The sequence below is a fragment of the Pseudomonas sp. RIT-PI-AD genome, from assembly GCF_025642785.1.
GTDB lineage: Bacteria > Pseudomonadota > Gammaproteobacteria > Pseudomonadales > Pseudomonadaceae > Pseudomonas_T.
Genome location: NZ_JANZKU010000001.1, coordinates 40,926 through 59,106 on the forward strand (window position 1 = coordinate 40,926; position 18,181 = coordinate 59,106).

General features: G+C 63.9%; 18 protein-coding genes and 2 tRNA genes. 15 read left to right on the forward strand and 5 right to left on the reverse strand.

Annotation, left to right across the window (positions count from 1 at the left end):
• Positions 1-6: 6 nt before the first annotated feature.
• The 5 genes from OGL92_RS00170 to OGL92_RS00190 all read left to right on the forward strand — a co-directional run bounded on the left by OGL92_RS00170 (position 7) and on the right by OGL92_RS00190 (position 4,651).
• Positions 7-576: a GNAT family protein gene (locus tag OGL92_RS00170; RefSeq protein ID WP_263138533.1), complete on the forward strand. Its 570-nt coding sequence runs from the start codon at positions 7-9 to the stop codon at positions 574-576.
• On the forward strand, positions 576-1,427 hold the full coding sequence (locus OGL92_RS00175) for an AraC family transcriptional regulator (protein WP_263138535.1): 852 nt from the start codon (positions 576-578) through the stop codon (positions 1,425-1,427). Before OGL92_RS00170 ends, OGL92_RS00175 begins: the two co-directional genes overlap by 1 nt.
• Positions 1,428-1,577: 150 nt before the next feature.
• The gene (locus OGL92_RS00180; protein WP_263138536.1) at positions 1,578-2,291 is read left to right on the forward strand and encodes an AzlC family ABC transporter permease; all 714 of its coding nucleotides are present in this window, start codon (positions 1,578-1,580) and stop codon (positions 2,289-2,291) included.
• Positions 2,291-2,620, forward strand: coding sequence for an AzlD domain-containing protein (locus tag OGL92_RS00185; RefSeq protein WP_263138542.1), 330 nt, complete (start codon positions 2,291-2,293; stop codon positions 2,618-2,620). The genes OGL92_RS00180 and OGL92_RS00185 overlap by 1 nt, the downstream gene beginning before the upstream one ends.
• A 150-nt stretch (positions 2,621-2,770) precedes the next feature.
• Positions 2,771-4,651: an MFS transporter gene (locus tag OGL92_RS00190; RefSeq protein WP_263138548.1), complete on the forward strand. Its 1,881-nt coding sequence runs from the start codon at positions 2,771-2,773 to the stop codon at positions 4,649-4,651.
• Between the two features lie 48 nt (positions 4,652-4,699).
• Here OGL92_RS00190 and sugE read toward each other — a convergent pair whose 3' ends face one another.
• Positions 4,700-5,014 (reverse strand): quaternary ammonium compound efflux SMR transporter SugE, encoded by a 315-nt coding sequence (sugE, locus tag OGL92_RS00195; RefSeq protein ID WP_263138551.1) that lies wholly within the window; start codon positions 5,012-5,014, stop codon positions 4,700-4,702.
• 91 nt (positions 5,015-5,105) lie between these two features.
• Positions 5,106-6,026 carry a recombination-associated protein RdgC gene (gene rdgC / locus OGL92_RS00200; protein ID WP_263138552.1) on the reverse strand — a complete coding sequence of 307 codons (921 nt, stop codon included), beginning with the start codon at positions 6,024-6,026 and terminating at the stop codon, positions 5,106-5,108.
• A 159-nt stretch (positions 6,027-6,185) separates the two neighbouring features.
• Here rdgC and OGL92_RS00205 point away from each other — a divergent pair.
• Together OGL92_RS00205 and OGL92_RS00210 are read left to right on the forward strand one after the other, a co-directional pair.
• A tRNA-Val gene (locus OGL92_RS00205) sits at positions 6,186-6,261 on the forward strand.
• Positions 6,262-6,282: 21 nt separating this feature from the next.
• Positions 6,283-6,359, forward strand: a tRNA-Asp gene (locus OGL92_RS00210).
• A 454-nt stretch (positions 6,360-6,813) separates the two neighbouring features.
• On the opposite strand, the gene OGL92_RS00215 is transcribed toward OGL92_RS00210, so the two are convergent.
• On the reverse strand, positions 6,814-7,056 hold the full coding sequence (locus tag OGL92_RS00215; protein WP_346659478.1) for a hypothetical protein: 243 nt from the start codon (positions 7,054-7,056) through the stop codon (positions 6,814-6,816).
• A gap of 869 nt (positions 7,057-7,925) precedes the next feature.
• On the opposite strand from OGL92_RS00215, the gene OGL92_RS00220 reads away from it, so the two are divergent.
• The 5 genes from OGL92_RS00220 (at position 7,926) to OGL92_RS00240 (ending at position 10,701) form a co-directional block, all read left to right on the forward strand.
• Positions 7,926-8,660 (forward strand): FKBP-type peptidyl-prolyl cis-trans isomerase, encoded by a 735-nt coding sequence (locus OGL92_RS00220; protein ID WP_263138556.1) that lies wholly within the window; start codon positions 7,926-7,928, stop codon positions 8,658-8,660.
• A gap of 365 nt (positions 8,661-9,025) precedes the next feature.
• On the forward strand, positions 9,026-9,469 hold the full coding sequence (locus OGL92_RS00225; protein WP_263138557.1) for a YkvA family protein: 444 nt from the start codon (positions 9,026-9,028) through the stop codon (positions 9,467-9,469).
• A gap of 100 nt (positions 9,470-9,569) precedes the next feature.
• On the forward strand, positions 9,570-9,884 hold the full coding sequence (locus OGL92_RS00230; protein ID WP_263138560.1) for a helix-turn-helix transcriptional regulator: 315 nt from the start codon (positions 9,570-9,572) through the stop codon (positions 9,882-9,884).
• On the forward strand, positions 9,881-10,246 hold the full coding sequence (locus tag OGL92_RS00235) for a hypothetical protein (protein WP_263138562.1): 366 nt from the start codon (positions 9,881-9,883) through the stop codon (positions 10,244-10,246). The genes OGL92_RS00230 and OGL92_RS00235 overlap by 4 nt, the downstream gene beginning before the upstream one ends.
• Positions 10,246-10,701, forward strand: coding sequence for a sel1 repeat family protein (locus tag OGL92_RS00240; RefSeq protein WP_263138564.1), 456 nt, complete (start codon positions 10,246-10,248; stop codon positions 10,699-10,701). Before OGL92_RS00235 ends, OGL92_RS00240 begins: the two co-directional genes overlap by 1 nt.
• A 4-nt stretch (positions 10,702-10,705) precedes the next feature.
• Here OGL92_RS00240 and OGL92_RS00245 read toward each other — a convergent pair whose 3' ends face one another.
• Together OGL92_RS00245 and OGL92_RS00250 are read right to left on the reverse strand one after the other, a co-directional pair.
• Entirely contained in the window at positions 10,706-12,454 is a 1,749-nt protein-coding gene (locus tag OGL92_RS00245) for a bifunctional diguanylate cyclase/phosphodiesterase (RefSeq protein ID WP_263138568.1), read from the reverse strand.
• Between the two features lie 88 nt (positions 12,455-12,542).
• Positions 12,543-14,624 carry a carboxy terminal-processing peptidase gene (locus OGL92_RS00250; RefSeq protein WP_263138571.1) on the reverse strand — a complete coding sequence of 694 codons (2,082 nt, stop codon included), beginning with the start codon at positions 14,622-14,624 and terminating at the stop codon, positions 12,543-12,545.
• 125 nt (positions 14,625-14,749) lie between these two features.
• Here OGL92_RS00250 and OGL92_RS00255 point away from each other — a divergent pair, with 125 nt between their 5' ends.
• The 3 genes from OGL92_RS00255 (at position 14,750) to ahpF (ending at position 18,153) form a co-directional block, all read left to right on the forward strand.
• Complete coding sequence (locus tag OGL92_RS00255; protein ID WP_263138573.1) at positions 14,750-15,712, forward strand: zinc-binding dehydrogenase; 963 nt, start codon at positions 14,750-14,752, stop codon at positions 15,710-15,712.
• Between the two features lie 195 nt (positions 15,713-15,907).
• The gene (gene ahpC / locus OGL92_RS00260; protein ID WP_263138575.1) at positions 15,908-16,471 is read left to right on the forward strand and encodes an alkyl hydroperoxide reductase subunit C; all 564 of its coding nucleotides are present in this window, start codon (positions 15,908-15,910) and stop codon (positions 16,469-16,471) included.
• Positions 16,472-16,596: 125 nt separating this feature from the next.
• Positions 16,597-18,153 (forward strand): alkyl hydroperoxide reductase subunit F, encoded by a 1,557-nt coding sequence (gene ahpF / locus OGL92_RS00265; protein ID WP_263138576.1) that lies wholly within the window; start codon positions 16,597-16,599, stop codon positions 18,151-18,153.
• The last annotated feature ends 28 nt before the right edge of the window (positions 18,154-18,181 follow it).

Consider the following 18,181-nt stretch of genomic DNA (forward strand, 5'->3'; position numbering starts at 1 on the left):
CCATAGATGTTCGCACCCCAACCGGTCACCTTGCAGCGGGGCGCCTTGCGCCTGGAGCCGCTGAGCGAGGCCGATATCCCGGAATTGCTCGCCCTGGCCGAGGAGAATCGCGACGAGCTGATCTACATGAGCGGGCCGCTGCGTCCTGACTGGTATCGCCAGGGGCTCGCCGACCAGCGCGAGGGCCGCGCCGTGGTGTTCAGCATCCGCCTGGGCGACATCCTGGTCGGCACCAGCCGCTTCGCCGACTTCGTCAACACCCTGCCGGCCGCCGAGCTCGGCTGGACCTGGCTCGCCCGTGGCGAGCACAGCAGCGGGCTGAACGCATCGATCAAGTACCTGATGCTGCGCCACGCCTTCGAGGAGTGGCAGCTGGTGCGCGTGCAACTGAAGACCGCGGCGAGCAACCTGCGCTCGCAACGGGCCATCGAGAAGCTCGGCGCCCGCCACGAGGGCCTGCTGCGCAACCACCGTCGCCTCTCCGACGGGCGCCTCGACGACACCCAGCTGTACAGCATCACCGACCGCGAATGGCCGGCGATCAAGCAGCAACTGGAAGCCCAGTTCAGCGGCTGATGGACCGCCCGAGCGCGCGCGAGAACGCCCACCTCTGGCACCCGCCCAGCCTCGAAGGGCTGGAGCTGCTCTCGGCGCGCTTCGTCGAGCATCGCTTCTCCCCGCACGCGCACGAAGGCTACGTGATCGCCGTGCTGGAAGCCGGGGCCGAGCGCTATCGCTACCGGGGCGAGGAACACCTGGTCAGCGCCGGCGGCCTGGCGTTGCTCAACCCGGACGAGGTCCACACCGGCCACAAGGGGCACGACGACGGCTGGCGCTACCGGGTCTTCTATCCGCCTGCCGCCCTGTTGCAAGCGCTGCCCGTCGAGCTGGAGCTGCCTGCCCATGCCCCTCGTTTCGCCGGCAGCGTGCACCGCGACGCCGACCTGGTGTGTCGCCTGCTCGAGCTTCACCGGCAGTTGGAAAGCGGCGCGCCCGCGCTGCAACAGCAAACCGTCTGGCGCGAGACCATGCTCGCCGTGCTGCAACGCCACGCCGGCCTGGGGCAACCGCGCGCGCCGGGAACGGAGCCGCTCGCGGTGCGTCACGCCAAGGAATTGCTGCGCGCGCGGTTGGCGGAGCCGCCCTCCCTGGAGGCGCTCGCCGCCGCCGTGAACCTCTCGCCGTTCCACTTCGCCCGGGTCTTTCGCCGCGCCACGGGAATGCCGCCCCACGCCTGGCTCAAGCAACTGCGCCTGGATCAGGCTCGCGGCCTGCTTAAGTGCGGCCTGGCACCGGCGGCGGTGGCCACGCAACTGGGTTTTTCCGACCAGAGCCACCTCAACCGGCAGTTCAAGCAGGCCTATGGCGTGACCCCGGGCGATTACCGCCAGGCCTGCGCGAGGCCGTTCCAGGCCGGGCACGCCTGACCGAAAGGCCTGTCGCTCCCCGGATGGGCGGAACGCGCCGGACGAGAAGCCGCGTCGGCCGAAGGTCTCCAGCCCCCGGGGAACTGCGCAAGATCGTTCAAGACCGCCGCACGGGCCTGGCCCTATCGTGCAGGGCCAGAAGGAGGTCCCATGTCCCGCTCGCACGAATTCGCCCACGGCGTCCGCGATACCCTGCCGATGATCCTCGGCGCCATTCCCTTCGGTATCATTTTCGGCACCCTGGCGGGTGGCGCCGGTTTCACCGCCTGGGAAACCCTGGGCATGTCGCTGCTGGTCTACGCCGGGTCGGCGCAATTCATCGCCATCACCCTGGTCGGCGGCGGCGCGGGGCTGGCCGTGGTGCTGCTGACCACCCTGGTGGTGAACCTGCGGCATGCGCTGTACAGCGCCACCTTGCAGCCCTTCGTGCGCCATCTGCCGACACGCTGGCGGATGCCGCTGGCATTCTGGCTGACCGACGAGACCTTCGCCGTGGTGCAGCAGCGCTATGCCGAACCCGACCGGGTCGCGCACAAGCACTGGTACTTCCTCGGGTCCTGCCTGGCGATGTATGGCAATTGGCTGCTCTGTACCCTCGTGGGGGTCGCCTTCGGCCAGGTGGTGCCCAACCTGGCGGCCTGGGGCCTGGATTTCGCCATGCTGGCCACCTTCATCGGGATCGTCGTGCCCATGTTGCGCAACCGTCCCCAGGTGGCCGCCGCACTGGCCGCCGCCGGGGTGGCCCTGGTCTTCCAGGGCCTGCCCTACAAGCTGGGACTGATGGTCGCCGCACTCAGCGGCATCGCCGTCGGCGTGGCGCTGGAGCGACGCGGGGCCGCAGCCCTCCTGGGGGAGGGCGCCTGATGCAGAACCTCGGCTTGATCCTCGGCATGGCGGCGATCACCTTCGCCATCCGCTACAGCCTGTTCGCCTGGCCCGACCTGCGCTTTCCGCCGCTGGTGCGCCAGGGCCTGCACTACGTGCCCACGTCCGTGCTCAGCGCCATCGTGGTGCCCGGTATGCTGCTGCCCGACGGCCGCCACTGGTGGCTGGCTTGGGACAATGCCTACCTGCTGGGCGGCCTCGCCACCCTCTTGATCGCCGCGCTCAGCCGCCACCTGCTGGCGACCATCGGCGGCGGATTGGCCTGCTTCTTCCTGCTGCGCTGGGCGTTCGGCCAGTTGCCGCTGTAGCGGCCGGCGCCGTGGAATCCGAGAATCGGGTCGCGCGGCAGGCGGAAAATTCGCCGAATCCGTCGAATCCTGTGGCTTTGCAACGAGCTCTTGCAGTCCAATGCGAACCGCCAGCCGGCCACTTCTCATTCCTTCAGGCGCCACGGGATCATGACCACGCACTCGCAGTTCGCCCTGCTGGGCAAGAAACGTTTCCTACCCTTCTTCGTCACCCAACTGTTCGGGGCCTTCAACGACAACGTCTTCAAGCAGTCGCTGATTCTGGCGATTCTCTACAAACTGGCGCTCTCCGCCGACACCGACCGCGGCATGCTGGTCAATCTCTGCGCCTTGCTGTTCATCCTGCCGTTCTTCCTGTTCTCCGCCCTGGGCGGCCAGGTCGGGGAAAAATTCGCCAAGCACTCGCTGATCCGCGCGATCAAGCTCGCCGAGGTGGCGATCATGGCGGTGGGCGCGGTGGGTTTCGTCAGCGGCCATCTGTACTTGTTGTTCGCCGCGCTGTTCGCCATGGGCACCCACTCGGCACTGTTCGGGCCGGTGAAGTACTCGATCCTGCCCCAGGCGCTGCGCCCCGAAGAACTGGTGGGGGGCAACGCCCTGGTGGAAATGGGCACCTTCCTGGCGATTCTCGCCGGCACCATCAGTGCCGGCGTGATGATGTCGAGCCCCGCATACGCGGTCCTGGTTTCGGCCGCCATCGTGCTGGTGGCCTGCTGCGGCTACCTGTGCAGCCGCGCCATCCCGCCCGCCGCCGCGGCGCTGCCGAGCCTGCGCCTGGACTGGAACATCTTCCGCCAGTCCTGGCTGATCCTGCGCCTCGGCCTGGGCCAGCGACCCTCGGTCTCGCGCGCCCTGGTGGGCAACTCCTGGTTCTGGTTCCTCGGGGCGATCTACCTGACGCAGATCCCGGCGTACGCCAAGGGCATCCTCTCCGGCGACGAGAGCGTGGTGACGCTGATTCTCACGGTGTTCTCGGTGGGTATCGCCCTGGGCTCGATGCTCTGCGAGCGGCTGTCCGGCGGCAAGGTGGAGATCGGTCTGGTGCCCTTCGGCTCCATCGGCCTGACGCTGTTCGGCATCCTGCTCTGGTGGCATTCCGGCGGCTTCCCGGTCGCCGAGGTCCCGCGGGACTGGTGGGCGGTGATGCACCAGCACCAAGCCTGGCTGATCCTCGGCGATATCCTCGGCATCGGCGTGTTCGGCGGTTTCTACATCGTGCCGCTGTACGCCCTGATCCAGTCGCGCACCGCCGAGAGCGAGCGCGCCCGGGTCATCGCCGCCAACAACATCCTCAATGCGCTGTTCATGGTGGTTTCCGCCCTGGCGTCGATCCTGTTCCTCAGCGTCGCCGGCCTGTCGATCCCGCAGTTGTTCCTGGTGGCCTCGCTGATGAACGTCGCGGTCAACAGCTACATCTTCAAGATCGTCCCCGAGTTCAGCATGCGCTTCATGATCTGGCTGCTCGGCCATTCCATGTACCGGGTCGAGCACAAGGGCCTGGACGCCATTCCGGAGGAAGGACCGGCGGTGCTGGTCTGCAACCACGTGTCCTTCGTCGACGCCTTGTTGATCGGTGGCGCGGTGCGGCGGCCGGTGCGCTTCGTCATGTACTACAAGATCTACAACCTGCCGGTGCTCAACTTCATCTTCCGTACCGCCGGCGCCGTGCCCATCGCCGCGCGCCACGAAGACCTGCTGATCTACGACCAGGCGTTCCGCAAGATCGCCGAATACCTGCGCAACGGCGAAGTGGTGTGCATCTTCCCCGAGGGCAAGCTGACCGCCGACGGCGAGCTCAACGAGTTCCGCAACGGCGTCGAGCGGATCCTCCAGGAGAACCCGGTCCCGGTGATCCCGATGGCGCTGCAAGGATTGTGGGGCAGCTTCTTCAGCCGCGATCCGCACAAGGGGCTGTTCCGCCGCCTGTGGTCGCGGGTAACCCTGGTGGCGGGCGCGCCGCTGGCAGCCGCGGAGGCGGATCGCCTGGCCCTGCAAGAGCGGGTCGCTGCCTTGCGCGGCGACGTGCGCTGAAGGCGCAGGCCGCCAGAAGCCTGCCATCAGGCGGGCTTTTTTCGCACATCAATGGCTGAGCTTGAGCCCCACCAGGCCGCACAGGATGAGCAGCACGCTAAGGAGACGCAGCGGCGCCATGGACTCGCCGAGCAACAGGATGCCGGCGATCACCGTGCCCACCGCGCCGATGCCGGTCCACACCGCATAGGCGGTCCCTAGGGGCAATTGCTTGAGCGCCAGGCCGAGCAGGCCGAGGCTGGCGAGCATGGCGCACACCGTGAGCAAGGTGGGCAGGGGGCGGCTGAAACCTTCGGTGTACTTGAGGCCGACCGCCCAGCCGACCTCGAACAGACCGGCGAAGAACAACAGAATCCAGGACATTCACGACTCCTCTAGCATGGATGGGGTCGTCCCCGGATTTCGTTGAAGCGGCGAGGTCGTCCCCGCCGCCTTATTCCCTGGCCGCGCCCGATCAGAGGCCCTGGGGAATCTCCTCTCCGCCCAGCGCCTCGAACAGCGCCGGGAGGAATTCGATGAACGTCAGCATCATCAGGGTGAAGCTGGCGTCCTGCTGGCCGAGGGCATCCTCGCCGCCGTCCTGCTCGGCCTGATCCTGCAGCAGGTCTTCGAAGCGCAGGCGCTTGATCACCAGCTTGTCGTCGAGCACGAAGGACAATTTGTCCTGCCACGCCAGGGACAGTTGGGTCACCAGCTTGCCGGCGCTCAGGTGCAGCTGGATTTCGTCGCTGGTCAGGTCCTGGCGCTTGCAGCGCACCACGCCGCCGTCCTCGTGGGTATCGCGCAGTTCGCACTCGTCGAGTACATGGAAGTCCGCCGCCGCCTGCTGGGTCTTCACCCAATCGGTGAGGGTGGCGGTGGGTGCGATTTTCACCGACAACGGGCGCACCGGCAGCGAGCCGATGGCTTCGCGCAGGGTGGACAACAGGTCTTCGGCGCGCTTCGGGCTGGAGGCGTCCACCAGGATCAGGCCCTGGGCCGGCGCGATGGCGGCGAAGGTCGCAGAACGACGGATGAAAGCGCGGGGCAGGAAGGCCTGGACGATTTCGTCCTTCAACTGGTCGCGTTCCTTCTTGTAGACCTTGCGCATCTGCTCCGCTTCGATCTCGTCGACTTTCTCCTTGAGCGCATCGCGCACCACGCTGCCTGGCAGAATCCGCTCTTCCTTGCGCGCGGCGATCAACAGGAAGCCCTGGCTGGCATGCACCAGCGGAACATCGGCACCCTTGCCGAAGGGCGCGACGAAGCCATAGGTGGTCAGCTCCTGACTGGCACAGGGACGGGCCGGCTTGGCGGCCAGTGCGGTTTCCAACGCCTCGGCTTCGAAAGACAGGTCTTGGGTGAGGCGATAGACGAGCAGGTTGCGGAACCACATGACGGGGAAGTCTCCAAACGCAAAGCGCGCATTATTCTCCCCTGCGCGTCCAAGGCCAACCCTGCGCTAAGCCTTTGGAACGCCTGAAAAAGTTTTTTCACAAAGGGGGTTGCCAGACTGGGGATACCTCTCTAGAATGCGCCCCACTTCGAGAGTGAAGGGTGATTAGCTCAGCTGGGAGAGCATCTGCCTTACAAGCAGAGGGTCGGCGGTTCGATCCCGTCATCACCCACCAATCTCACCTTCGAGGTTACGCGCAGCGGTAGTTCAGTCGGTTAGAATACCGGCCTGTCACGCCGGGGGTCGCGGGTTCGAGTCCCGTCCGCTGCGCCACATTCGCTCATCAGGCCTACTGAACACCTGACGAGCACGAAGAAAGCGGCCATAGGCCGCTTTTTTTCGTTTAGGCCTCACCAAATCCTCCCATCGGGCATTCCCCGATTGCGCTTGCCTGCCGGTGGCCTAGGTCCTCATTCGAACCCATGGTTCCGCACGACGGCTCGCCCTCTGCGATATCGCGATGGCGTGCAGTCTTCCCATGATCGATACGAAATGACGAGCCGCTACGCGAGCTTCGAAGGCGGTGCGCCGGTGGGTGAATGCCGAATGAAAGCGGGTGGGGCGTGGAAGGCCCATGCGCTCATGCGCGAATCGTAGTGGATGCCGTTCCCTGGCTTCACGCTGGGCGCTTGTACTTCGTCAGACGCTGGAAAGCCGATACACCGCCGATGCTGCGTGACCCAATATCGGAGGTTGGCGTCAGGTTACCGAGTCGCCCGGAAACGCTCTATTCGGATATCTGCTGAATATCCAGGACTACCCATACGTCCAGACCCTTGGCCCGGGCCGCTTTCTCGGCTTCCAGTTGTGCAGTGAGCTTGCTGATGGAACTGGAGCGGTGTTCGAAGCGAAAGGGCGTGCCGCCCGACTTCTTGCGCACGCTGAGTTCGACCAGGGTGTAAACCGAACGACTTTTGACTTTCTTCTCTACGGGGGCGGCGGCAGGCGTGAGACCGAGCGCGGCGCGCATTTCTGCTTCTGAAATCTGTTTCGAGCTCAATTGGATTTTTTCCTGCGGGTATCGGATATGACTTAAAGGCGCTTGCGAATTTTAAACGTATTTCCCGACAAGTCGATGGCACTTACGCGCCGATAGAGATCCGCCTGCCAGTTCTTGTAAAGCCTATGTTTCGATATGAAAGCATGCCGGCCCGGCCAGGTTAAGCCAGCTCGCCTGATATCGGATGAAGGGTTATGCCGAGGGTTATTCCTTATTTCGGGGCCGACTGAAAGAGAGCGCTGAATGGACACTCTCTTTCAGTGTCAGTGCGAGCGGCATAGCGTTTGGCGCAGCGCTTCCGATATCTCATCGGTCTGTTTCGGAATGCGGTGAGCCGGGCTTATCTTGGCCCGGCAAACCGAACCATATAAGGAAAGGTGTGGTGGTCTTATGTTTCACGAAATCCTTGCTCGTTCACCGGTTCTTGAAGCCATAACGCCATACACATTCAGCGAGTAGGGATTTCATCGGAAGACAAACTGCAGCCGGCCGATCAAAACTAATTTTGGGCATACCGGAAGTCTCCGCCATCGGCCCTTGCTCGACCCTATTCGCTGTGGTTTTTCTCTAGGCGTGCAGACGGATTCGAGCCCAGGTATAGGCCGGTCTTCATGCCTGTTGTTTTGCTGCCTTCAGCGATTTTCATCATGTGGATCGGAAGGCGACTTCTTCGATCCGAGGCCTGCCCGCGCCTTATATGTAACAGGTAATTTAAAAGACCGACGCGCGCGAACTTATCGACTTTTAGCGGTTCGTATCCCCGTAGCCGAGGCCGCACCTCCCTGATAAGCTCGCGGCTTCACCGAAAGCGCCCGAAGGCGTATGGACAAGGAAACAGCATGAAACAACATCGGTTGGCGGCGGCGATGGCTTTGGTTGGTTTGGTACTCGCAGGTTGCGATTCCCAGACCAGCGTCGAGTTGAAGACCCCCGCGCAAAAAGCGTCCTACGGCATTGGCCTGAACATGGGCAAGAGCCTGTCCCAGGAAGGCATGAACGACCTCGATTCCAAGGCCGTGGCCCAAGGGATCGAAGACGCCATCGGCAAGAAAGAGCAGAAGCTGAAGGACGACGAACTGGTCGAAGCCTTCGCGTTCCTGCAAAAGCGTGCCGAAGAGCGTATGACCGCGATGAACGAAGAGGCGGCGAAAGCCGGCAAGAAGTTCCTCGAGGACAACGGCAAGCGTGAAGGCGTCGTCACCACCGCGTCCGGTCTGCAGTACGAAGTCGTGAAAAAGGCCGAGGGCGCGCAGCCCAAGGCGACCGACGTCGTCACCGTCCACTACGAAGGCAAGCTGACCGACGGCAGCGTCTTCGACAGCTCCATCCAGCGCGGCAGCCCGATCGACCTGCCGGTCAACGGCGTGATTCCGGGCTGGGTCGAAGGCTTGCAACTGATGCACGTCGGCGAGAAGTACAAGTTCTACATTCCCAGCGAACTGGCCTATGGCGCCCAGAGCCCGAGCCCGGCGATTCCGGCGAACTCGGTACTGGTGTTCGATCTGGAGCTGATCGGCATCAAGGATCCGTCGGCCGCTCCTCAGACTCCGACCGAAGACGCGCCCAAGGAGTAATCCTTCAGCGCCACGCGAGACGCCCCGTTTACGGGGCGTTTTCGTTTCTGCGATTCGTCAAGGCGCTATGAAAACCGGTACCGCTTGGGCTTATGCACATCGCCTACGGGGATTTCGCCAAATCTGCAAGTGTTGTCTTGCCACACCCGATGAAATCACAAGTTCATGATTTCATTGATATTTAATTGCTGGGTAAAAAATGTTCGATCTGTAGGGAACCCGCACGAGCCGGGCCTTTGCTTGTCTCATCCAATGACTATTCACACCTTTATCCACAGCCTTGGTGGATAACCGCTGCAACCCCGATGAGCACTGGTGTCCGGCGTCGAGACAGCCTTCGCGCCACCCTTTCGCAAGGAGAGTCCATGAAAACCCCCTGGAATTTTTCCCGCTATCTACCCCTCGCCGAACGTTTCCTGGTTCGCGGGCGCTTGCCGGCTTTGCTATTGGCGGTGATGCGCAAGAGCACCCTGAATGGCGGCCGCCTGGGTGGCCTCAAGGAAGACCTGCGGACCATGCAGTCGCTGTGCATGGCCTGGTGGCGGGGCGAATACCGGGCGATCGATCGACAGGCGCTGCTGGCGGTGGTGGGCGCATTGTTGTATTTCCTCACCCCGTTCGATGCGATACCCGATTGGTTGCCTGGCCTGGGTCTGATCGACGACCTCGCCGTGGTGGCCTGGGTGTTGCGTACCTGGAGCGGGGAGCTGGACAAATTCCGTGTCTGGCACGACGCGCAATCGCCCGCATTGCGCAAAGACCTGGAGCGCTTGCCGGTGGCCGAACGCGTAGACCGGAAGGCGCCGTGAGCTTTTAAGTACGAGCGTGCACGACTGGCGACCCTGACGGTAAGATGAGCGCTTTTCACGGAAGTACTTTTCCGGAGCACTGTTTTCCAGGGAGAGTTGTATGAGTGTGCAAGTGATCATGCGCGACGGTCAGGCCGAGTATGCCGTACTGCCTTGGGCCGATTACCAAGCCTTGTTGCAGGCCGCGGGCGCCGCCCCGCCGGAGCCTACGGCCGCAACCGCACCGGTCGCGCTTCAACGCATCGGCGAGTTGCGCGAGAAACTGGGCCTTGCCCAAGACCAACTGGCACGTACCGTGGGCATCAGCCCCGCCTACCTGGCGCTGATCGAAAGCGGCGAACGCGAGCCGGACTCCGCCATCCAGCGCGCTCTGGCGCGGGCGCTGGGCGTCGATGGCTGGGAGGCTCGATCTTGAGTGTGCGCATCAGCCGCCAGCATTGGCAGGCGTTGCTCGCCGAATTGGATGACGCCTGCCGACAGCGGCATCTCCTCACCTATCGGGCGTTGATCGAACGTCTGCAATTGCCCAGCCCGGCGATGCAAGTGTTGACCGCCGCCCTCGAGCATCTGGCTTCCCTGGATGCGCGGGCGGAGCGGCCTCTGCGCAGCGCCCTGGTCATCAGCCAGGGGGCGAGCCGCTTGCCACGCACCGGGTTCTTCGAAACCGTCGAGCGCCTGGGGCGTTTTTCCGGACCGCCCGATGGCATTGCAGCGGCTTCCTGGCATGCCGCCGAGGTGGCGCGGGTGTTCGAGTTCGATTATCCGGAGGCGCTCTGATGTTGTGGAAAGTGCGTGCGCGCATCGGTTATGCCGTGGCCCGCGGCATGCTGCGCTGGCCGTTCTTGGTCAAGCAGCCGCGCCTGTGGAACTGGATGCAGGGTCAATATGGCCGGATGGCCAACCTGGGGCATCTGCCCGCGCAGAGTTTCTATGGGCACCTGCTGCTGCACCGCGGGCAGGGGTTCGGCGCGCGGGAGGAAGGCATCCGCCTGTTGCGCCTGGCGGCCAAGGCAGGGGATGGAAAATCCGCCTATCAGTTGGGCGTGCTCAGCCTGGCGGGCGATACACGCCAACCGCCCGATGCGGCGCAGGCCGCCCAGTGGTGGGAACGTGCGGCCGCGTTCGGGCATCCGCTGGCGCCGCTCAAGCTAGCCGCGCTGTACCGCGACGGCGGCCCCGGGCTGATGGCCGATCCGCAGGCCGCGGCGCGCTGGGAACGCGAGACCGGCTGAGCCCTCAGTCGAGCTCGATCACGTGCAGGCTGTAGCCGGGGATGGCCTTCGCCTGCCGCTTGGCTTCCGAGGCCAGGCCCGCCAGACGGCTGGCGTCGAGCCGACTGCAGGCCTGGGCATGCAGGTTGACCACGCCCACCGAAAGCGACAGCAGCGGATATTCCTGGCGCTTGCCATGGCGGTCGTGGGATACGAAGCATCCGGCGTCCAGGTGAGTGTTCAGGTAGAAGCGCCGGCACTGACTCTGGAAGTCTTCCAGTAGCCGGTTGAGGCGATCACGCCAGTCCGCGGACCCCAATACCAACATGAAGTCGTCACCCCCGATGTGGCCGACGAAGTCCAGGGTCGGGTCGACCCGCTGGCTCAGGCACTGCGCGAGACAAAGCAGCACTTCATCGCCCTTGGCATAGCCATAGAGGTCGTTGAAGGGCTTGAAGCTGTCCAGATCCACGTAGCAAATGGCCGCTGGCCGATTCTGTTGCAGCAGCCGGGTGAGGCATTGCTGGATAGGTACGTTGCCCGGCAGCATGGTCAGCGGGTTGGCGTGGCGGGCTTGCTGGATCTTCGTCTCGGTGATCAGCTTGAGCACATCGATCACTCGCCCGAGGCCTTGGTATTCGCCTTCCTGGACGATGATGAAGTCCTCCTCCATGCGTTGTCGCGCGCGGCTGGTGAGGAGGCGGCTGACCTGTTGCAAGGATTGGCTGCGTTCCACCGCGAGGAAGTCGTCGCTCATCAGCCGGCGAATGGGCTTGCGGGCGAACAGGTCGGTGGCGAAGGGTTTCAACAGGGTCTCGGAGAGGGCGTGCCGATGCACGATGCCGACCGGGCGGCCCGTTCCATCCAGTACCGCCAGCGAATTGAGGTTCGCCTGGGCGCTGAAGGCTTCCAGTACCTCGGCGATGGGCGTCTCCTGGTCGACCGCCGCCTGGCGGCTGAGCAGCGCATCGAGATGGGCGATTTCCTCGGTCAGGGATTCCCGTCCGCGCTCCAGGAACGGCAGGAAAGCCAGGTTGTCCTGGGGCGGGTTTTCCTGGGGGCGGCCGAGCAGATAACCCTGCACCAGGTCCACGCCCATGTCGGCCAATACCCGCAGCTCTTCGGGTAACTCGATGCCCTCGGCGATCACCTGGGCCCGCGAGGTCTTGGCGATCTGCAGGATCGACCCGACGAATTCCCGTTTCACCGCATCTTGGTGGATGCCGTCGATGAAGTGGCGGTCGATCTTCACGTAGTCCGGACGCAGTTCCGACCACAGCCGCAGGCTGGAATAGCCGGCGCCGAGATCGTCCAGGGCGATGGAGAATCCCATGGCGCGATAGTGATGCAGGGCGTTCTGCAACAGCGCGAAATCGTCGGTCGGCGCCTGTTCGGTGAGCTCGATCACCACCCGGTCCGGCGCGATCCCGAAGGCTTGCAGGAGTTGCAGGGTGCGACCGGGTTGGTGGGAGGGGTCGAGCAGGGATTCAGGGGACACGTTGATGAACAGGCGGCCTTCCAGGGCTTTGTCCTGGAAGCTCGCGCATATCCGCCGGCGGCAGGCGATTTCCAGTTCGCTGAGGCGGCCCCCGTGGCGGGCCGCGGCGAACAACGTCATGGGCGAATGCAGCGGACTGTTGGAAGGCCCGCGGATCAGTGCCTCGTAGCCGAGGATACTGCGCTCGGACAGGGACACTATGGGTTGGAACAGACTGGTGAGGTCCCCGTGAGCGAGGATCTGGTCCAACGCGCTCAACTGCTCGGTGACGGTCATGACGGCTCTCGCGGAGGCTGGAAAAGAGAAGGGCCGCATCGGCGGCCCTTCGCATTTCACGACAATCGCGTGACGTTTCGATGACGCCTCAGTGCTTGGCGACCGCCGAATTGAGGCTGACGAAGTCCAGCAACACCTGGCCGCTCTCGGTGAGGTAGGCATCGTCCTGCGGCTTGGTTTTTTCTTCCTCGACCGGCAGGGCGTCCTCGTCCTCTTTCTTCAGCTCCTTGAGCGGCGGCTCGCCCTTGCCCTTGCGCCGGGCGTTTTCCATGGCCAGCTGTTGCGATTCGATATCGCTCTGCTGGGCACGGCGCTTCGCCTCGTTGAGGCTGACGCTGGTCTCGTGCATGAGCTTCTGCGCCAGAGCCAGGCGGTCGCGACTGAACACGAACTCGGGATCGCTCTGGGTGCGTGCATCGTGACGCGCCTTCAATTGGTCGAGGAACGGCTTGAACGGGTCGATCGTCGGCTTGATCGCCGGACGGATGCTGTCCCAGGGCATGGCTTCGGGCAGTGCGCTCTCGCCGATTTCCTTGGTATCCACCGTCGCCGGATACTCGATGTCCGGGATCACGCCCTGATGCTGGGTGCTCTGGCCGGATACGCGATAGAACTTGGCCAGCGTCAGCTTCAGTTCGCCGTGGTTCAGCGGCTGGATGGTTTGCACCGTACCCTTGCCGAAAGTCTGGCCACCCAGGATCAGCGCGCGGTGATAGTCCTGCATGGCGCCGGCGAAGATCTCCGAGGCGGACGCCGAGAGGCGGTTGACCAGCACGGCCATCGGCCCTTTGTAAAAGGCGCCGCCCTCGTCGTCGGCGAGCACGTCGACACGGCCGTCGCTGTTGCGCACCAGCACCGTGGGGCCCTGGTCGATGAACAAGCCGGTCAGTTCGGTGGCTTCCTGCAACGAGCCGCCGCCGTTGTTACGCAGGTCCATCAAGACACCGTCGACATTTTCCTTCTGCAACTCGCTGAGCAGGCGTTTCACGTCGCGGGTCGTGCTTTTGTATTCGGGATCGCCGGCGCGGAACGCCTTGAAGTCCAGGTAGAACGCCGGTACCTCGATGATGCCCAGTTTGTAGTCGTGGCCATCGTGGTTCAGCGAAATCACCGATTTCTTCGCCGCCTGTTCTTCCAGCTTCACCGCTTCGCGGGTGATCGAGACGATCTTGCTGGAGTCGTCGTTCGGCGCGTTGCTGGCCGGGATCACTTCCAGGCGCACCTGCGAACCCTTGGGCCCGCGGATGAGCTTGACCACCTCGTCCAGGCGCCAACCGATCACGTCGACCATCTCGCCGCTGCCCTGGGCGACGCCGACGATCTTGTCGGACGGCACGACCTGCTTGCTCTTCTCCGCGGGGCCGGCCGGAACCAGGCGCACCACCTTGACGTAGTCGTTGTCGCTCTGCAGCACCGCGCCGATCCCTTCCAGGGAAAGGCTCATGTTGATGTCGAAGTTTTCGGCGTTGTCGGGGGAGAGGTAGTTGGTGTGGGGATCGTAGGTCTGGGCGAAGGCATTGATGTAGGCCTGGAAAATGTCTTCGCCGCGGGTCTGCTCGAGACGCGCGTACTGGCTCTTGTAGCGCTTGACCAGCAATTCCTGGATGGCCTTGGGTTCCTTGCCGGCGATCTTCAGCCGCAGCACCTCGTCCTTGACCTTCTTGCGCCAGAGGTCGTCGAGGGCGGCCTGGTCTTTCACCCAGGGCGCCTTCTCGCGGTCGATCTCCATGCTCTCGTCGACGGTGAAGTCGAAATTGTCGACGCCCTTGTCAAGCTGCGCGAGGGCGAAATCGAGCCGATCTTTGAGACGGTCCAGGTGACGCTTATAGATGGTGAAACCCGGGTCCAGGTCGCCATTCTTGAGGAAGTCGTCGAACTTGTAGCGCCACTTGTCGAATTCGGCGATGTCCGCGGCGGTGAAGTACATGCGCGCCGGATCGAGCAGCTTGAGATAGCCTTCGTAGATCTTCACCGAACGTTCGTCGTTCAGCGGCGGCTTGTTGTAATGATGGCGCTTGAGCAGTTCCACCACGTTCAGGCTGGCGACCACCTGCTCACGATCGGGCTGTAGCGCGTCCCAGCTATGCTGGGGTGACGTCCTGGCTTGCAGCGGCAATGCGCTGAGGCCGAGGATCAAGGCGAGGGCGGTGCTGGGAAGGAAGCGCTTCATGCTGATTCGACGTCGGGACAGGTGATAACGCATATTAGGCCGTCATTGGAGGCGCCGGGTTCCGTCGGCGCAATGCGAAAGCCCGGCGTCGATGCCGGGCTAGGTCAAACCACTATGGAGGCAGCGTGAAGGCATTGCAAGGCGTCGAAGGACGCGTGGAATGGGATGAGCGGGCCGTTACGGCCTGTGATGTCGGGCAGATTCGGGTGCGTGTGGCGGCCGCCGGGCTGAACCGCGCCGATCTTTTGCAGAGGGCAGGGCAGTACCCGCCGCCGCCGGGCGCCAGCGATATCCTCGGGTTGGAGTGCGCGGGCGTGGTCAGCGAAACCGGTGCCGGCAGCCAATGGAAAGTGGGCGATCGGGTGTGTTGCCTGCTGGCCGGCGGCGGCATGGCCGAGGAGGTGGTGGTGGACGCGCGACACGCGCTGCCGATCCCGAAAGGGCTCTCCCTGGTGGAGGCCGCGGTGTTGCCCGAGGTCTATGCCACCGCGTGGCTGAACCTGTTCCAACTGGCGCGCATGCAGCCGGGAGAAAAGGTGCTCCTGCACGCGGGCGCCAGCGGCGTCGGCTCGGCGGCGATCCAGCTCTGCAAGGCCTTCGGCAATCCCTGCTGGGTGAGCGTCGGTTCGGCCGAGCGCCTGGACTACTGCGTTTCCCTAGGTGCCCAGGGCGGGGTGATCCGCGACCAGAATCTCCAGGACCTGCGCGAGCTCGGGCCGTTCGACGTGATCCTCGATCCGGTCGGCGGGCCGTACGCGGAGTTGAACCTGGATCTGCTGGCACGGGACGGGCGCTGGGTGAACATCGGTCTGATGGGCGGCCGCGAGGCGCGCCTGGATATGGCCAAGCTGCTGGGCAAGCGCATCCAGTTGACCGGCTCCACCCTGCGCAACCGCGACGATTCCTTCAAGGCGGAACTGCTCGCGGACCTGGGGGCCCAAGTGTGGCCGCTGTTCGCCGAAGGTCGCCTGAAGCCGCAGCTCGAGCGCAGCTTCGCCATGGCTGAGGCGGAAGAGGCATTTGCCGCGCTGGCGAGCAACCGGATCTCCGGAAAGATCGCCCTGCTGCTCGAAGAACCACCGGCCTGAAACGACCTCAGGCTCGCCGCGGGCGCCCTCCAGGGCGTTCGCGGGGCAGGCGGGCCCTTAGTGTCCCGGGACTTTCCGGGACGATTTAGTGAAGCAATCGTAGCCATGGCTTTAACCAATAAGGTTTTTGCCGCACTTGCGCCTAAGATTGCTCCCAGGTCGATACACACCCTATTCAACCCCAAGGAGTCAGCAATGTCCCTGATCAACACCGAAATCAAACCGTTCAAGGCACAGGCATTCAAAGGTGGCAAGTTCATCGAAGTCAGCGAAGCCGATCTGAAAGGCAAGTGGTCGGTCTTCTTCTTCTACCCGGCCGACTTCACCTTCGTATGCCCCACCGAACTGGGCGATGTCGCTGATCACTACGCGGAATTCCAAAAGCTGGGCGTCGAGATCTACTCGGTGTCCACCGACACCCACTTCACCCATAAAGCCTGGCACGACAGCTCGGAAACCATCGGCAAGATCCAGTACACCATGATCGGCGACCCGACCGGCGTGATCTCGCGTAACTTCGAAGTCATGCGCGAAACCCAGGGCCTGGCCGACCGTGGCACCTTCGTGATCGATCCCGAAGGTGTGATCCAGGCCGTCGAAATCACCGCTGAAGGCATCGGCCGCGACGCGTCCGACCTGCTGCGCAAGGTGAAAGCCGCCCAGTACGTCGCTTCCCACCCGGGCGAAGTCTGCCCGGCCAAGTGGAAAGAAGGCGAAGCCACCCTGGCTCCGTCCCTCGACCTGGTCGGCAAGATCTAAGCGACCCGCTCTCGGCGGACGGCCTTCCGGTCGTCCGCCCTACACCGACTCCCAGTCCCCTGTAGGGCGGATGGCTTCCATCCGCCGAGGGTTCTCTTTGCCCGTCATTCACAGGAAACGCGCTCATGTTGGACGCCAATCTGAAAAACCAGTTGAAGGCCTACCTGGAAAAGGTCACCCAGCCGTTCGAGATCGTCGCGTCCCTCGATGACAGCGACAAATCCCGCGAACTGCTCGGGTTGTTGCAAGACATCGTCGGCCTGACCGACAAGATCACCCTGAAGACCGATGGCGACGATGCACGCAAGCCATCTTTCGCGCTCAACCGTCCCAATGGGACCATCAGCCTGCGCTTCGCCGGCATTCCCATGGGCCACGAATTCACCTCGCTGGTCCTGGCCCTGTTGCAAGTCGGCGGCCATCCGTCGAAGGCCAGCGCCGAGACCCTCGAGCAGATCAAGAACCTCGAAGGCGAATTCAACTTCGAGACCTACTTCTCCCTGTCCTGCCAGAACTGCCCGGACGTGGTCCAGGCACTGAACCTGATGGCCGTGCTCAACCCGAACATCCGCCACGTCGCCATCGACGGCGCGCTGTTCCAGGAAGAGGTCAGCGACCGCCAGATCATGTCCGTGCCGAGCATTTACCTGAACGGCGAACTGTTCGGCCAGGGCCGTATGGACGCCGAGCAGATCCTCGCCAAGATCGACACCGGCGCCTCGGCCCGCGATGCCGAGAAGCTCAATGCGAAGGAGGCCTTCGACGTCCTGGTCATCGGCGGCGGCCCGGCCGGCGCCGCAGCGGCGATCTACGCCGCGCGCAAGGGCATTCGTACCGGTGTCGCCGCCGAACGCTTCGGCGGCCAGGTGCTGGACACCATGGCCATCGAGAACTTCATTTCCGTGCAGGAGACCGAAGGGCCGAAACTGGCGCGCGCGCTGGAAGAGCACGTCCGTCAGTACGAGGTCGACATCATGAACCTGCAGCGGGCCAGCGCGCTGATCCCGGCGAGCGCCGAGGGCGGCTTGCACGAAGTGAAGTTCGAGAGCGGCGCCAGCCTCAAGGCGAAGACCGTCATTCTGTCCACCGGCGCGCGCTGGAGGGAGATGAACGTCCCCGGCGAGCAGGAGTACCGCAACAAGGGCGTGGCCTATTGCCCGCACTGCGACGGTCCGCTGTTCAAGGGCAAGCGCGTGGCGGTGATCGGCGGCGGCAACTCCGGCGTCGAGGCGGCCATCGACCTGGCCGGCATCGTCTCCCAGGTCACCCTGCTGGAGTTCGACAGCAAGCTGCGCGCCGATGCCGTATTGCAGAAGAAGCTCTACAGCCTGCCCAACGTGACCGTGATCACCAGCGCCCTGACCAGTGAAGTGAAGGGCGACGGCCAGAAGGTCACCGGCCTGGTCTACAAGGATCGCAACTCCAATGAGTTCGTGTCCCTGGAACTGGAAGGCATCTTCGTGCAGATCGGCCTGCTGCCGAACTCCGACTGGCTGAAAGGCTCGGTAGAGCTGTCGCCCCGTGGCGAAATCATCGTCGACGCGCGTGGCGAGACTTCGCTGCCGGGGATCTTCGCTGCCGGCGACGTGACCACCGTGCCCTACAAGCAGATCGTCATCGCGGTCGGCGAAGGGGCCAAGGCGTCGCTCAGTGCTTTCGACCACCTGATCCGCTCGGTCTGACGGCCGGGGGAGGGCCCTGTGCCTTCCC

Bases quoted from the DNA above. Each gene is read 5' to 3' on its own strand.
- OGL92_RS00185 (WP_263138542.1), top strand. From the start codon at position 2,291: ATGCAGAACCTCGGCTTGATCCTCGGCATGGCGGCGATCACCTTCGCC.
- OGL92_RS00250 (WP_263138571.1), bottom strand. From the start codon at position 14,624: ATGAAGCGCTTCCTTCCCAGCACCGCCCTCGCCTTGATCCTCGGCCTC.
- OGL92_RS00175 (WP_263138535.1), top strand. From the start codon at position 576: ATGGACCGCCCGAGCGCGCGCGAGAACGCCCACCTCTGGCACCCGCCC.
- ahpF (WP_263138576.1), top strand. From the start codon at position 16,597: ATGTTGGACGCCAATCTGAAAAACCAGTTGAAGGCCTACCTGGAAAAG.
- OGL92_RS00245 (WP_263138568.1), bottom strand. From the start codon at position 12,454: ATGACCGTCACCGAGCAGTTGAGCGCGTTGGACCAGATCCTCGCTCAC.
- OGL92_RS00220 (WP_263138556.1), top strand. From the start codon at position 7,926: ATGAAACAACATCGGTTGGCGGCGGCGATGGCTTTGGTTGGTTTGGTA.
- OGL92_RS00240 (WP_263138564.1), top strand. From the start codon at position 10,246: ATGTTGTGGAAAGTGCGTGCGCGCATCGGTTATGCCGTGGCCCGCGGC.
- OGL92_RS00225 (WP_263138557.1), top strand. From the start codon at position 9,026: ATGAAAACCCCCTGGAATTTTTCCCGCTATCTACCCCTCGCCGAACGT.
- OGL92_RS00215 (WP_346659478.1), bottom strand. From the start codon at position 7,056: ATGCGCGCCGCGCTCGGTCTCACGCCTGCCGCCGCCCCCGTAGAGAAG.
- OGL92_RS00230 (WP_263138560.1), top strand. From the start codon at position 9,570: ATGAGTGTGCAAGTGATCATGCGCGACGGTCAGGCCGAGTATGCCGTA.
- OGL92_RS00190 (WP_263138548.1), top strand. From the start codon at position 2,771: ATGACCACGCACTCGCAGTTCGCCCTGCTGGGCAAGAAACGTTTCCTA.
- OGL92_RS00170 (WP_263138533.1), top strand. From the start codon at position 7: ATGTTCGCACCCCAACCGGTCACCTTGCAGCGGGGCGCCTTGCGCCTG.
- rdgC (WP_263138552.1), bottom strand. From the start codon at position 6,026: ATGTGGTTCCGCAACCTGCTCGTCTATCGCCTCACCCAAGACCTGTCT.
- sugE (WP_263138551.1), bottom strand. From the start codon at position 5,014: ATGTCCTGGATTCTGTTGTTCTTCGCCGGTCTGTTCGAGGTCGGCTGG.
- OGL92_RS00180 (WP_263138536.1), top strand. From the start codon at position 1,578: ATGTCCCGCTCGCACGAATTCGCCCACGGCGTCCGCGATACCCTGCCG.
- ahpC (WP_263138575.1), top strand. From the start codon at position 15,908: ATGTCCCTGATCAACACCGAAATCAAACCGTTCAAGGCACAGGCATTC.